We start from the raw sequence: 13,813 nt of genomic DNA, 5'->3' as shown, positions 1-13,813 counted from the left end.
ATCAGCGCTGCAGTAGTGGTTGAACTTTATTATCAATCGCTTCCCGTGCACGAAAAATACGTGAACGAACTGTGCCGACTGGGCACTCCATAATTTCAGCGATTTCCTCGTAACTCAACCCATCTAATTCACGAAGCGTGATCGCCATCCGTAAATCTTCCGGAAGAGTTTCAATTGTCCTAAAAACTATCTGCTTCAATTCCTCTGACAACATTAAGTTCTCAGGGTTCGAAATTTCTTTCAATGCGCTCGCCGCTTCGAAATTCTCAGCGTCGCTGGCATCAACATCACTGGCGGGTGGACGACGCCCCTGAGCCACTAAATAGTTTTTCGCGGTATTGACTGCTATACGATATAGCCACGTATAGAAGGCACTATCCCCGCGAAACGACTCCAGTGCACGATAAGCCTTAATAAACGACTCTTGTACGACATCTGGCACATCACCTGGGGGAACATAACGTGTCACTAAACTGGCCACTTTGTGTTGATAACGTAGCACCAGTAAATTGAACGATTTTTGGTCCCCTTTCTGGACCCGCTCAACGAGAACTTGATCCGTTAACTGCTCGCTCATCTGAGGTTCTGTCCTCATAAAATATTCAATTTGTCACCACCCAGTACCGAAATGCTACTGCCATTAGCGAGCCAAAGGTTGGAACTGAATAATGTTCAAAAGTTCACTGAAAATTAAGTTAATTGCTATCTAGCTCATTCCAAATGGAATTTATCTTAGAAACAATAAAACTGACTGTACGGCAATTTACCCTATTAACCATTAATTTTCATGTTTTTATCAGTATAGATGATGGCTTAAAACGCTAGATAAAATTGTTGCGTGAGGGACTTAAAATCTGCGCTGTAGTCATCTTGGGGGTCACGAATTATTAGCTGCCCACGTTGACAGCGGTGGGTGTGACGACACCATGTCATTAATACACGTTTAACGGGTGTATTAATCCGTTCCCTCACCTCACACTGTTGATGCAACATCCAACCTTCTTGGTGAGCTAATTCCTCGAAACGCTGCGCCTCCTGTTGTGGGAGGATGAGTGAAAAAAAACCGTTATCCGCGATCACATCAGCAACCTGCCGTAATAAGTCACGATGACCAAGTGTACGACTATCACGTGCTTTTTCTCGCTGCACGTCTCGATAGTCTTTGCCTTGTTCGAAATAGGGAGGGTTACAGATGACTAACCCATACTTTGGCGAAGATGAGCGATCCCAAGTTAGAAAATCCTGCTGTTCTACCCGAATGCTTGCCCGCCATGGGGTGTAAGTGCAGTTATCTATCGCTTGTTCGACGGCGAGGTTATCGATGTCGATTGCATCAATTTCAAAGGCGGTATCTTCCAGACTTAAGCGCTGAGCCAGCATTAGCGCTAACAGACCGCTTCCTGTCCCAATATCTAACACGCGCCTAATGGCGGGGAGTGGTGCCCAAGCTCCCAGCAATACTCCATCCGTGCTCACTTTCATTCCACAGCGGTCATGACCAACGAAAAATTGTTTAAAGGTAAAGCCCCCACGACGAAGTGGTGATGATATGCTGGTCATCTTATACGTCTCCGGATCGTCTCTATTCGCCTACTCAGGCCACTGTCTTCGGCGAACTTTACCAGTAATTGTTATCTTTTACCTGAACAAAGCAGAATTAATCGGCAGTAAAAGGTGAACAATTCCGGTGAAATGTCTATAATCGGCGCCCCAACCAGAGGTAGAACATGACTGTAACCACATTTTCCGAATTAGAACTTGATGAAAGCCTGCTAGAAGCCCTACAGGATAAAAACTATCAGCGCCCAACGGCTATCCAAGCAGCTGCAATCCCACCCGCCCTTGAAGGCCGTGATATCCTCGGTTCAGCCCCTACCGGCACTGGAAAAACTGCGGCTTACTTATTGCCTGCCTTACAACATTTATTGGATTTCCCGCGCAAGAAACAAGGTCCACCCCGGATCCTAATCTTGACGCCGACCCGCGAATTGGCTATGCAGGTTGCCGATCAAGCGAAAGCGCTAGCGAAACACACGCATCTTGATATCTCGACGATTACCGGTGGTGTGGCGTATATGAATCACGCCGAAGTGTTTAGCACGAATCAAGATGTTGTTGTCGCCACGACAGGTCGGTTATTACAATACATTAAAGAAGAAAATTTTGACTGCCGCGCAGTTGAAACGCTAATCCTCGATGAAGCCGATCGCATGTTAGACATGGGCTTTGCTAACGATATCGAAACTATCGCAGCCGAAACCCGCTGGCGTAAACAGACGATGTTGTTCTCTGCCACACTCGAAGGCGAAGACATTGAAGATTTTGCCCAACGCATTCTCAATGAGCCCGTAACATTAGATGCCGATCCGAGCCGCCGTGAGCGCAAAAAAATTCAGCAATGGTATTACCGCGCCGACGATTTAGAGCACAAACGTAAATTATTGATTCACTTGCTTCAACAAGAAGATGTCACACGTTCCGTGGTCTTTATCAGAAAAAGAGATCGTGTACATGAAGTGGCTGCATGGTTACGTGAGGCCGGTATCCGCTGTACTTACCTTGAAGGCGAAATGGTACAGATCAAACGTAACGAAGCCATCAAGCGCCTAGCGGAAGGCACTGTAAATGTTCTCGTTGCGACCGATATTGCAGCCCGTGGCATCGATATTGATGACATCAGCCACGTCTTTAACTTCGATATGCCGCGTACTGCCGATATTTACTTGCACCGTATTGGTCGTACTGGCCGTGCAGGACGCAAGGGAACAGCGCTTTCACTCGTTGAAGCCCACGATAACGCACTATTACTTAAGATTAGTCGTTATATTAACGAACCGCTTAAAGCACGCACTATCGACGAGTTACGCCCGACGACTCGCGCACCTTCTGAAAAAGGACCGAAAAAAGCGTCTAAAAAAGAGATGGAGCGCCGGAAACAAAAACGTGATGCTTTAAAAGATGATGACAAACCTCGTGTTAAAAATCGTCATCGTGATGCGAAGAATGTTGGTAAACGTCGTAAACCCGCTGAAAAGCCAGCTGTTGTAGACGCTAAGCAGCCACCAAAAAGTAGCGAATAAAAGACAGAGGCGCATATCGCGCCTTTTTTTTATACCTGAAGACAGGAGTCAGTCATGAGAACCTCGCTGACCTGGCATGATGTGCTAGGGGATGAGAAACAGAAGTCCTACTTTACGCAGACGCTTGGCCACGTTCAGCAAGAACGTAGTGAGGGTACGATTATTTATCCTCCTGCTGCAGACGTATTCAGTGCCTTCAAACTCACTGATTTTGCCAATATCCGCGTCGTTATTTTAGGGCAAGACCCTTATCATGGCCCCAATCAGGCCCACGGTTTAGCCTTCTCAGTACAACCTGGTATCGCCCCTCCACCATCGCTGGTAAATATCTATAAAGAGCTCGTTACCGATATCCCTAATTTTACCCGCCCAAAAAGCGGTTATCTGGCGAGTTGGGCTGAGCAAGGAGTGTTACTCCTCAATACCGTATTAACGGTAAGAGCGGGTCAAGCCCATTCTCATGCTGGCTTAGGGTGGGAAACTTTTACTTCTCATGTTATTAGTATGATCAATCAGCATCATGAAGGGGTTGTTTTCTTGCTATGGGGCGCACATGCGCAGAAGAAAGGGCAGATCATCGACTCACAACGGCATCATATCTTAAAAGCGCCACACCCTTCCCCACTCTCTGCACACCGTGGTTTTCTTGGATGCCAGCACTTCTCGCAAACCAACGCTATCCTAACCTCACAGGGCTTACCAGAGATTGACTGGAAGATAGAATAATACCGATAAAAAAAGCTGCCCTGGGGCAGCTTCTCAAGCATTGATTCATAACTACGCTTTGGAGACCGCAACCATTGCTGGGCGCAGTAGACGACCATTTAAAGTATAGCCACGTTGCATAACCATAATCACGTGGTTTGGCGCAACCTCAGCTGACTCGATCATTGACATCGCCTGGTGGACATCTGGGTTAAACGGCACATGGACATCCCCAACCACTTCGACGCCAAATTTACGTACCGCATCTAACAATGATTTCAGAGTCAGCTCGATCCCTTCCACCATCGAAGCTAGTTCAGGATTTTCTTTATTAGCAACTTCTAACGCACGTTCTAAGCTGTCGATGACCGGTAGGAGCTCATTTGCGAATTTTTCTAACGCAAATTTATGTGCTTTGCCAACATCGATTTCAGTACGTCGACGGATGTTTTCAATTTCTGCCTGCGCACGAACCTGTGCTTCGCGTACGCCCCCCTGGGACTCGGCCAGAGCTTTCTCTAATTCAGCAATACGTGCATCGCGAGGATCGATATCCTGCGCGTCGCCTTCGAATTGCTGTTCAGCTTGCTCGGCATTCAATACTTCAGGATCTTGTTGATTCGGGGTATTCTGTTCTTTACTACTCATGAAAAATCTCCGCTGTTCACATTCATCTCGGCAATAAAGCTATTATGGGGATGAAATTTTCGGATTCAAGAGACTCTGACAGATTGTCGAGCGTTTTGCGCAAAGAGGAAGCATTAATTAATGAATAAGTTGTTTAATTGTATCGGTATTGTAGGCCATCCGAGAAATTTGAGCGCACTATCTACCCACGAGCAACTCTGTTGTTGGCTAAGTCAGCAAGGCTATGAGGTGCTTGTTGAAGAACAGATTGCTCGTGAAATGCAATTATCCAACGTGCAGACGGCAACTCTTGCCCAGATAGGTCAGAACGCCGACCTTGCGGTCGTTATCGGTGGGGACGGTAATATGTTAGGGGCCGCACGTGTGCTCGCCCGTTACGACATTAAAGTCATTGGTATCAATCGAGGGAATTTGGGCTTTCTTACCGATCTTAATCCCGAGAATGCCATTGAAGAGCTCGCCAAAGTCCTAGCCGGTGAATATATCACCGATTCGCGTGCATTACTCGAAGCCTCCGTAAGAGGTCACCAACCTCAGCCGCGGCTCGCTACCGCGCTCAACGAGATTGTGCTCCATCCGGGTAAAGTCGCGCATATGATTGAGTTTGAAGTCTATATCGATAATCAGTTCGCGTTTTCTCAACGCTCCGACGGTTTGATTATCTCGACGACCACAGGTTCCACGGCTTATTCCCTTTCTGCGGGTGGCCCCATTTTAATGCCCTCATTGGAAGCTATTGCTATCGTTCCTATGTTTCCTCATACCCTCTCAGCTCGACCGCTCGTTATCGATAGCCGCAGCACTATCAGCTTACGTTTCGCCTGTTTACGAAACGAGTTAGAAGTCAGTTGTGATAGTCAGTTGGCACTTCCAGTCCAGGAAGGTGAAGAGGTGATTATCCGCCGCAGCCCGGATGAACTCTTCTTATTACATCCTAAAGACTACAACTATTTCACCACGCTAACCGGTAAATTAGGATGGTCCGAAAAATTATTCTGAAAATCACCGTAGGGGTCTTTACTCAGTAAAAAAGATGCTTATACTGTATAAAAAAACAGTCATGTTTTTCTATACAGGTGATTATATGCTGGCACAACTTACTATCAGTAATTTTGCTATTGTTCGCGAACTAGATATCGACTTCCAACCGGGTATGACGGCGATTACCGGTGAAACAGGTGCCGGTAAATCAATTGCTATCGACGCGTTAGGACTCTGCTTAGGTAATCGAGCCGATGCGGAAACCGTACGCCCTGGTGCGCAGCGTGCAGATATTTGTGCCAGATTTCTTCTTAAAAAATCGCCTTCAGCCCAGCAATGGCTTATCGATAATCACTTGGATGATCAGGGCGAATGTTTATTACGTAGGGTAATAAGCGCTGACGGGCGTTCTCGCGGTTTTATCAATGGTACTGCCGTTCCCCTGTCACAACTGCGTGAGCTCGGCCAATTATTAATCCAAATTCATGGACAACATGCTCACCAACTACTGTTGAAAGCCGACCATCAGCGTATGCTCCTCGATGCTTACAGCCATCATCCCGTGCTGTTAGAGAACATGCGAGCTGCCTACGAAAATTGGCATAAAAGTTGTCGACAGCTAGCGGTATTGACTCAGCAAAAAAATGACCGCGCCGCTCGCCGCGAACTATTGGAGTATCAACTCCAAGAACTCAATAAATTCTCCCCGGTCGCGGACGAATATACGCAAATCGACGAAGAATATAGGCAACTCGCGAGCAGCGGTCAGCGCATCACATTAAGTCAACAGATTGTTCATATCGTCTCAGAAAGTGAAGATGCCTCATTACAATCACTCATGCATCAGGCTCAACAGCTCTTACAGGAATTAGTCTCGCTCGATGACCGTTTAGCTCCTGTACATGGGATGATGGATAATGCCGCCATTTTACTCAGTGAAATCAGTGACGAACTACGCCACTATCACGAAGCGATTGATTTAGACCCTAATCGTCTGCAAGGGTTAGAACAGCGCCTCTCACGTTATATTTCGCTAGCGCGTAAGCACCATGTAACTCCTGATATGTTATATAGCACTCATCAGCAATTACTCGACGAATACGCGCAACTAGAAAATGTTGAGTCTGATATTGAACAACTCGTCGTTGAAGTGGAGCACCATCATCAGCAAGCACTAGCGATTGCTGGCGAGTTGTCTGCCCAACGGCAGCATTTTGCAGTGGAGCTATCGGCGCTAATCACCGACTCAATTCAGCAGCTCGCCATGCCTCATGGTCAATTTACTATCGCGATGACACATGCGCCTGAGAAACTTACGGCCGAAGGCGCAGACAATATTGAGTTTCGTGTTTCGGCTAACCCTGGTCAATCGTTACAACCATTGGGTAAAGTTGTTTCAGGAGGCGAGCTTTCGCGTATCGCCTTGGCCATTCAGGTCATTACTGCTCGTAAAATGGAAACCCCTGCAATGATCTTTGATGAGGTCGATGTCGGGATCAGCGGCCCAACGGCAGCGATAGTCGGTAAGATGCTGCGCAAGCTAGGCGAATCGACACAAGTGCTTTGTGTAACACACTTGCCACAAGTCGCTGGCTGTGGTCACGCGCACTTCTACATTAGCAAATTAACCGACGGCACAATGACAGAAACACGCATGGTAAACTTGGATAAGCCTGCGCGTTTGAAAGAATTAGCTCGGTTACTAGGAGGTAGCGAGGTTACTCGTAATACCTTAGCTAACGCAAAAGAACTTTTAGCCGCCTAATCGGGCACTTTTTCTCTCTATAACAGTCATATCTTGCGCCAGAGGTTTTCATCTGGCGTAAGGTCTATTATTATCGACATCTAGCTTCCCTGCGATCAGGGTAAACTTATTGTGATGGCAAGTCATGCCTGCGGGCAACTGGTCAAGAAAAAGGAAACGATTCATGCGCAGTAAAATACTGACTGCTGCGACCGCGGCGCTGTTATTAACCACCGCTGGTTGCTCGACGTTGGAACGTGTAGTTTATCGCCCAGATATCAACCAAGGGAATTATTTAGTCGCGACCGATGTCAGCAAAATTCATACTGGTATGAGTCAGCAGCAGGTTGCCTATACATTAGGAACTCCGATGATGAGTGATCCTTTCGGAAGCAATGTATGGTATTACGTCTTCCGCCAAGAGCCAGGCCATGAGAAGGTTACTCAACAAACCCTCACCCTGACGTTCAACAGTAGCGGCATCCTCACCAATATTGATAATAAGCCTGCGTTAAGTAAGACCCGCTAAGTTTTTTCGCTACGCGTAAGTCTACGTGTAGCGAGAGTTTTATTTTTTAGTCGCTGCAGAACGCTCCGCGCGCTGCCTACGAAGCTCTTTCGGGTCTGCTAATAACGGACGATAGATTTCTACCCTATCGCCTTCTTCAACGATGTCCGAAAGCTTCACTGGTCGGCTGTAGATACCCACTTTGTTCTCTGTCAGTTGGATATCCTTGCGAAGCTCTAACAGACCTGAGGCGATAATCGCTTGTTCAACGGTGCATCCCTCATCTACCGTTACCGGTCGTAGATATTGTTTTTCTGGTAGAGCGTAGACAACTTCGACACGAATATCAGCCACGGTAAACCTCATGGGCACGTTCGCTGAACGCTTTAACCATATTATTCGCCAATTCTTTGAAAATTCGACCGAAAGCCATCTCTACTAACATATTGGAAAATTCGAAATCGAGACTCAATTCCACTTTGCAAGCGTCATCACCCAACGGCGTAAACGTCCAGCCACCGGTTAATTTTCGAAACGGCCCGTCGACAAGCTCCATCGCGATACGCTGATCTTCAGTGAGCGTATTCCGGGTCGTAAAAGTTTTACTGATCCCCGCTTTTGAGACATCCACTGAGGCGGTCATCTGCTGCTCGGATTGCTCTAAAATTTTGCTACCGGTGCAGCCAGGGAGAAATTGTGGGTAGCTATCGACGTCATTAACGAGTTGATACATTTTACCCGCGCTGAAAGGCACCAACGCTGAACGACTGATCTGGGCCATAAAGAGTTCCTGGTCTGAAAAAAACATCGTGATCATAGCAGTTTCAGCAAGTAAACAGAAATGTCTAATCGGAATCAGCGTGCTAGAATAGCACCATTACTTAACTTTCTTACTTAAGGAAGTCAGCTACGCTTCAATGAAGTGGTGTAGAAAAGGGATACTATGACGAAGAAAAAATCAAATAAGCCTGGTTCCGCGACCATTGCAATGAATAAGCGTGCGCGCCACGAATATTTCATTGAAGAGGAATTCGAAGCCGGTCTTTCCTTACAGGGATGGGAAGTAAAATCCTTACGAGCCGGCAAGGCAAATATTAGTGAAAGCTATATTTTATTACGCGATGGCGAGGCATACCTCTTCGGTTCGACCTTTCAGCCATTAATGGTCGCCTCCTCCCATGTGGTCTGCGACCCGACACGTAATCGTAAATTATTGCTTAAACAGCGTGAGCTGGATTCACTCTATGGTCGAGTGAACCGCGAGGGATATACCATCGTTGCATTATCGCTGTATTGGAAAAATGCATGGTGTAAGCTGAAAATTGGCGTAGCCAAAGGTAAAAAAGAGCACGACAAGCGCGACGATATCAAGAATCGTGAGTGGCAGTTGGATAAAGCACGTATCATGAAGAACGCAAATCGTTAAAATACTGGTGTGGCAGCGTAATTATCTGCTACACTGTATAACAGTACTTGGGGCTGATTCTGGATTCGACAGGATTCGCGAAGCCCTAGGAGCATGCCGAGGGGCGGTTGGCCTCGTAAAAAGCCGCAAAAAAATAGTCGCAAACGACGAAAACTACGCACTAGCAGCTTAATAACCTGCTCAGAGCCCTCTCTCCCTAGCCTCCGCTCTTAGGACGGGGATCAAGAGAGGTCAAACCTAAAAGAGATCGTGTGGATGCCCTGCCTGGGGTTGAAGCATTAAACTTAATCAGGCTAGTTCGTTAGTGGCGTGTCCATCCGCAGCTAATTGGCGAATGTAAAGATTGGACTAAGCATGTAGTGCCGACGGTGTAGTAATTCTGGACGGGGGTTCAAATCCCCCCAGCTCCACCAATCATGGTTGGACAGTGACCGGACAAAGCTAGAGAAATCAAGCATTTGGACACTGTACCCAGACATCGACCAGACGATGATGGGACATGAAAGGATATGCAAAAGAGCCGCGGCTCCGAGCGTAAAAAAAAAGCCTTAGACTTCGGTCTGAGGCTTTTTTTATGGGCGGGAGTTAATAGGTGTGTAATTATCCCTCAAAAAAAACCATTCACTTTTAGATATCTTCCGACATACTAAATATGTTCCCTATAAGCGATCTCTATGCGTAAGGTCCAATTTACTGAACACCAGATTATCGCCGCTCTGAAGCTTGTTGGGGCCGGTCTAACGGTGAACAATGTCTATCGCGAAGCGGCAATTTCAGAAGTCAGCTATTACAGCTGGAAAGCGAAATACGGCGTGATGAAGTTGTCATTGATGCTCTAACCGTGCTGGCTGAACGCTATCCTTAAGGAGCTTTTTCAAGTTATTCGCAAGCGGGGTCATGTATGGAATTATACGCGGGTCATCATAGTTTTGGGTCGCATCATTGCCAGCCGCGGTTATCCGCTGAAACTTAGGATGGATAACGAGCCGGTATTTATTTCACTGACGCTGGCTCAATGGGCTGAAGATCATGGTGTGCAACTGGAGTTTATTAAGCCTGGGAAACCCACTCAGAATGCTTTTATTGAATGATTTAACTAGACATACAGGACTGAAATACTGGATTTTTATCTGTTCAGAATCCTGAATGAAGAACGGGAAATTACAAATCGCTGGCAAAGGTAATATAACAGTGAGCGACCTCATGAATCCCTGAACAACCTGACGCCTGAAGAATACCGATTGATTGCTGCTAACCCGGAAACCTCAAAAAGTGTCTTGAACTAAAATAGGTCTACTTACAGAAGCACTTAATAGAGCTATATTGAAGAGTAGATAGCTTATCAACAAAAGGATTCGTGATGGAGCAGAAACATTTCCAAGATTTTCTAAGTAAACTTGAGATACCACTGGACGATACAGCGCTGCGCTGGGTGGCTGAGCAAAATCATAAAACCATGTCGAAATTTACCCAAGGTGATCGTTTTCAAAATATGCAGCAGGATGTCCTGACATCACTAAATGACAAAGCGCATATTCCTTGGGGTACCCATTATAACGATACTATTTATAATTTCTGGCAAGATGAATGTCACCCTCGCGGTATCTGGCGACGAACTCACGAAACATCCTATTTGACTACTGATCCAGAATGGGAAACAGTGCTGGATATCGATCACTTGAATGAATGTGAAAATACAAACTGGAGTTTCAGAGGTGCTGACCTACTTTATCCTAATTTTTCACGAGCACTTATTTTTTTATCGAAGGGTGGCGATGCTTGTGAAATAAGAGAGTTCGATCTTCTTAGTAAAACTTTTATTAGCGGTGGTTTCTTTCTTCCCGAAAGTAAAAGTTCGGTAGTCTGGCTGGATGTTAATACTCTGTTACTAGCTTTGGATTCGGGAGCAGGTACGCTCACCACGTCAGGTTATCCGCGTTGTCTATACCGATGGTCGCGTGGAACGCTGCCTACCGATGCAGCTCTAATTTATGCCAGCGAAACTACCAATTTGACAGTTTCAGCTTGGCGGGACCTTACGCTGGGTTACGAAAAAACATTAGTACAATGTAATCTAGATTTTTATCGAAGTTGCATATTCCAGCTCACTGATCAGGGAATATTGCACTCCATCGATATCCCCGAAGATGCATCATGCAGATTTTTTAATAAGTGGTTACTAGTCACACTCACTAGCGCATGGGTAATGAAGGATAATACTTATCCCGCTGGGGCTTTACTGGCAATAGATTTCATTAATTTCCAACAGGGCAAGAGGACTTTTACCGCTTTGTTCATGCCTGATAGTCAAGCTATATTAAAGAGTTACAGTTCGACGCGTGATTATCTTCTCCTGAACATAATCCGAGATGTGGTGGGATGCGTTGAGATTTTAAAAATAGAGAAAGGACAGTGGGTTAATGTGCAAACACTGTCATTGCCTGATTTCACGACGATTACAGCTTCAAATTGTGACTTGGAAAGTAATCGTTACCAGCTGGTAAGTTATGGTTTTCTGCAGCCCTGTAGCTTGAGTTATGGCAATCTAGATGACAAAACGCTCTGTGTAGTGAAGCAAGATCCAGAATGCTTTGATAATACTAATTTTCAAGTTACTCAGCATTTTACTAATTCTCTGGATGGCACTCGTATCCCATATTTTCAGATAGCTAGTAAAGAACTTGCACTGACTGGTCAGCATCCTACTCAATTAAATGGTTATGGCGGTTTTGAAGTATCTTTAACCCCTGAATATATAGGTTCTAAAGGAATTACCTGGTTACAAAAGGGGGGAGTTTACGTTGTAGCTAATATTCGTGGGGGCGGTGAATACGGTCCAGAGTGGCATCGGGCGGCGCTTAAGCAGTATCGCCATCGCGCATATGAAGATTTCGTAGCCGTTGCTAAGGATTTGATTCGACGCGGCGTAACCTGTGCAGCCAAACTTGCAGCTCAGGGAGGGAGTAACGGAGGATTGCTGATTGGTAATATGCTGACAGACTACCCCACATATTTTGGGGCTTTGGTATGCGAAGTTCCACTTCTTGACATGAGCAACTACCATCGTTGGCTAGCTGGTTCCTCATGGATTGCTGAATATGGAGATCCGGAACTAGTCGAGGAACTACAATGGCTACAAAGCTATTCGCCATTCGACAAAGTATCATCCGAAGAATGCTATCCGCCAGTGCTATTTACCACAGGTACTCAGGACGATCGTGTTAGTCCTGCACATGCAAGAAAAATGGTTGCCATGATGCAGCAGCAGGGCCATAAGAATGTATGGTTGTATGAAGAAAGTGAGGCTGGCCACGGTATTGCCCTAGAAAATAGCCAGGCAGCATTTTACTACGCGATGCTCGAGGAGTTCATGTGGCAAATGCTTACAAAACGGTAACAATAGTTATCTAACGTTTGAATAACCCTAGGTAGTAGTTGTTGTAAGTTGGCATCAATAAATTATGGGCTGATCCATATACTCTGTTTACAGAGATAACTAGTATATTGTAGAACAGCCTTACTCAGCAAATTTATTCAGCAAAGCTTGGTGTTATGTGCGTAATATAATAATTAATTTCTAGATATCTTACCACTTCTCTTATTAATCATAATTCAAGTTTAACGATAAATATAATCACTTAATGACACTTCTTATTCTGACGGATTTTTTCTGATAATAGTGACATAAAAAATAACTCCCAAAGCTAGATGAATGTGAGTATAGAAAATGTAAAAATATACGATAAACTATATTAATACACTTTCTATTTAACATAAGGATGTTTTTTATACCACTGAAATACTACCTATCACGAAGATCTTTTCAACCGGAGAAAAGTGGTAATTTTCCTACTAAATTTTGACCAAAATGTGTTACGTATTTGGAAGAGACATCTAAGTATTACTTAGATATTATCTGCGGTTATCATTGTAACTATCATAAATTTTCAAACTGCTACTAGCAGCTCAATGGAAAATTTTGTTAACGCAATTTAAACCCTCAAACTATTCTTTGTTCAACTTTGGTGACCCGAACTAGCTATTTTTTGGGGTAGAGTTAATGGGTGGGAAGAGCCTAAAATGTCTCTTAGCCTTCAGCCGGCTTATCTGGCCATATTACTGCATCAGTATTAAGCTCTACCCGGCTAAGTATCACTCGATACCTTTTCCACTCTTTCAATCTCTGTATCTCTTCTTTAGTCGCTATTTGTAGATCCACGGCATCTTGTAACGGCGCTATTTTCTCTGCGGCGATTTTATGGGGTATCTTTTAGCTCGATGATTCTCCAAAAAATTCAACCTTTAGATTTCTATAACCCGCAACTCTTAAACCCTTTGTCTGACGCTGGTTATCAGATGCTAATCTTACCCTGATTTCTCAATAATATTTCTGCCTTCAACTGCATAACGCCCTGAAATAATTAAGTCACCCTCGATATGCCCGCCACTCAATGGCAAATAGTTCTAATCTCTTCTAGGTTGCTGATGGAGGTTATTGTTGACCACTACACCGCCACTTCACCTAGTTGAGCGCACCCCAGAGAGAAACGTGGCTTGTATTATTTATATCGACAAAGATATAGTGCATTTGTGCTGCAAATATTACCCATCTGTACAGTGCGCGTTAAAACCTCCACTAGTCAAAACGAGGGGAACATCCCGGCAATCACGCGTATAGAGTAGAATGTGCGCGCCGTTATCAAACATACAAGTATTAAGAT

14 protein-coding genes, 1 other RNA gene and 1 pseudogene are annotated in these 13,813 nt (G+C 45.2%); 10 read left to right on the top strand and 6 right to left on the bottom strand.

What is annotated here, in order from left to right:
• Position 1: 1 nt before the first annotated feature.
• Both rpoE and HGT70_RS02900 read right to left on the bottom strand, forming a co-directional pair.
• A complete protein-coding gene (gene rpoE, locus HGT70_RS02905; RefSeq protein WP_071431209.1) occupies positions 2 to 577 on the bottom strand; it encodes an RNA polymerase sigma factor RpoE in 576 nt (191 codons plus the stop codon).
• 236 nt (positions 578 to 813) lie between these two features.
• Positions 814 to 1,560 (bottom strand): tRNA1(Val) (adenine(37)-N6)-methyltransferase, encoded by a 747-nt coding sequence (locus tag HGT70_RS02900; protein ID WP_214194844.1) that lies wholly within the window; start codon positions 1,558 to 1,560, stop codon positions 814 to 816.
• Positions 1,561 to 1,727: 167 nt separating this feature from the next.
• Here HGT70_RS02900 and srmB point away from each other — a divergent pair, with 167 nt between their 5' ends.
• The gene (gene srmB, locus HGT70_RS02895) at positions 1,728 to 3,080 is read left to right on the top strand and encodes an ATP-dependent RNA helicase SrmB (RefSeq protein ID WP_214194843.1); all 1,353 of its coding nucleotides are present in this window, start codon (positions 1,728 to 1,730) and stop codon (positions 3,078 to 3,080) included.
• Positions 3,081 to 3,134: 54 nt separating this feature from the next.
• Positions 3,135 to 3,806 carry a uracil-DNA glycosylase gene (gene ung, locus HGT70_RS02890; RefSeq protein WP_214194842.1) on the top strand — a complete coding sequence of 224 codons (672 nt, stop codon included), beginning with the start codon at positions 3,135 to 3,137 and terminating at the stop codon, positions 3,804 to 3,806.
• 51 nt (positions 3,807 to 3,857) lie between these two features.
• On the opposite strand, the gene grpE is transcribed toward ung, so the two are convergent.
• Positions 3,858 to 4,433 (bottom strand): nucleotide exchange factor GrpE, encoded by a 576-nt coding sequence (gene grpE / locus HGT70_RS02885; RefSeq protein WP_071431216.1) that lies wholly within the window; start codon positions 4,431 to 4,433, stop codon positions 3,858 to 3,860.
• Positions 4,434 to 4,553: 120 nt separating this feature from the next.
• On the opposite strand from grpE, the gene nadK reads away from it, so the two are divergent.
• The 3 genes from nadK (at position 4,554) to bamE (ending at position 7,687) form a co-directional block, all read left to right on the top strand.
• A complete protein-coding gene (gene nadK, locus HGT70_RS02880; RefSeq protein WP_214194841.1) occupies positions 4,554 to 5,432 on the top strand; it encodes an NAD(+) kinase in 879 nt (292 codons plus the stop codon).
• A gap of 85 nt (positions 5,433 to 5,517) precedes the next feature.
• Complete coding sequence (gene recN, locus HGT70_RS02875) at positions 5,518 to 7,179, top strand: DNA repair protein RecN (RefSeq protein ID WP_071431220.1); 1,662 nt, start codon at positions 5,518 to 5,520, stop codon at positions 7,177 to 7,179.
• A 163-nt stretch (positions 7,180 to 7,342) separates the two neighbouring features.
• The gene (gene bamE, locus HGT70_RS02870; protein WP_071431222.1) at positions 7,343 to 7,687 is read left to right on the top strand and encodes an outer membrane protein assembly factor BamE; all 345 of its coding nucleotides are present in this window, start codon (positions 7,343 to 7,345) and stop codon (positions 7,685 to 7,687) included.
• Between the two features lie 39 nt (positions 7,688 to 7,726).
• Here the strand turns inward: bamE and HGT70_RS02865 are convergent, their stop codons facing one another.
• The gene (locus HGT70_RS02865) at positions 7,727 to 8,032 is read right to left on the bottom strand and encodes an RnfH family protein (protein WP_157725343.1); all 306 of its coding nucleotides are present in this window, start codon (positions 8,030 to 8,032) and stop codon (positions 7,727 to 7,729) included.
• Positions 8,013 to 8,447: a type II toxin-antitoxin system RatA family toxin gene (locus HGT70_RS02860; RefSeq protein WP_071431226.1), complete on the bottom strand. Its 435-nt coding sequence runs from the start codon at positions 8,445 to 8,447 to the stop codon at positions 8,013 to 8,015. Before HGT70_RS02860 ends, HGT70_RS02865 begins: the two co-directional genes overlap by 20 nt.
• 162 nt (positions 8,448 to 8,609) lie before the next feature.
• Here HGT70_RS02860 and smpB point away from each other — a divergent pair, with 162 nt between their 5' ends.
• From smpB to HGT70_RS02840, 5 genes and pseudogenes are all read left to right on the top strand, one after another.
• Positions 8,610 to 9,092, top strand: coding sequence for an SsrA-binding protein SmpB (gene smpB / locus HGT70_RS02855; RefSeq protein WP_071431228.1), 483 nt, complete (start codon positions 8,610 to 8,612; stop codon positions 9,090 to 9,092).
• 49 nt (positions 9,093 to 9,141) lie between these two features.
• Positions 9,142 to 9,505: a transfer-messenger RNA gene (gene ssrA, locus HGT70_RS02850) on the top strand.
• A gap of 261 nt (positions 9,506 to 9,766) precedes the next feature.
• On the top strand, positions 9,767 to 9,931 hold the full coding sequence (locus HGT70_RS16825) for a transposase (RefSeq protein ID WP_425328674.1): 165 nt from the start codon (positions 9,767 to 9,769) through the stop codon (positions 9,929 to 9,931).
• A gap of 75 nt (positions 9,932 to 10,006) precedes the next feature.
• A pseudogene (locus tag HGT70_RS16820) lies at positions 10,007 to 10,378 on the top strand (integrase core domain-containing protein); the annotation flags it as partial.
• Positions 10,379 to 10,452: 74 nt separating this feature from the next.
• Positions 10,453 to 12,489 (top strand): prolyl oligopeptidase family serine peptidase, encoded by a 2,037-nt coding sequence (locus HGT70_RS02840; RefSeq protein ID WP_214194840.1) that lies wholly within the window; start codon positions 10,453 to 10,455, stop codon positions 12,487 to 12,489.
• Positions 12,490 to 13,179: 690 nt separating this feature from the next.
• On the opposite strand, the gene HGT70_RS02835 is transcribed toward HGT70_RS02840, so the two are convergent.
• Positions 13,180 to 13,332 (bottom strand): tail fiber assembly protein, encoded by a 153-nt coding sequence (locus tag HGT70_RS02835; protein WP_425328679.1) that lies wholly within the window; start codon positions 13,330 to 13,332, stop codon positions 13,180 to 13,182.
• Between the last annotated feature and the right edge of the window lie 481 nt (positions 13,333 to 13,813).

This window comes from Rosenbergiella collisarenosi, assembly GCF_018494085.1.
Classification (GTDB): domain Bacteria; phylum Pseudomonadota; class Gammaproteobacteria; order Enterobacterales; family Enterobacteriaceae; genus Rosenbergiella; species Rosenbergiella collisarenosi.
Note: the sequence above shows the minus strand (reverse complement) of the source record. Positions and strands in the feature narration are given on the sequence as shown.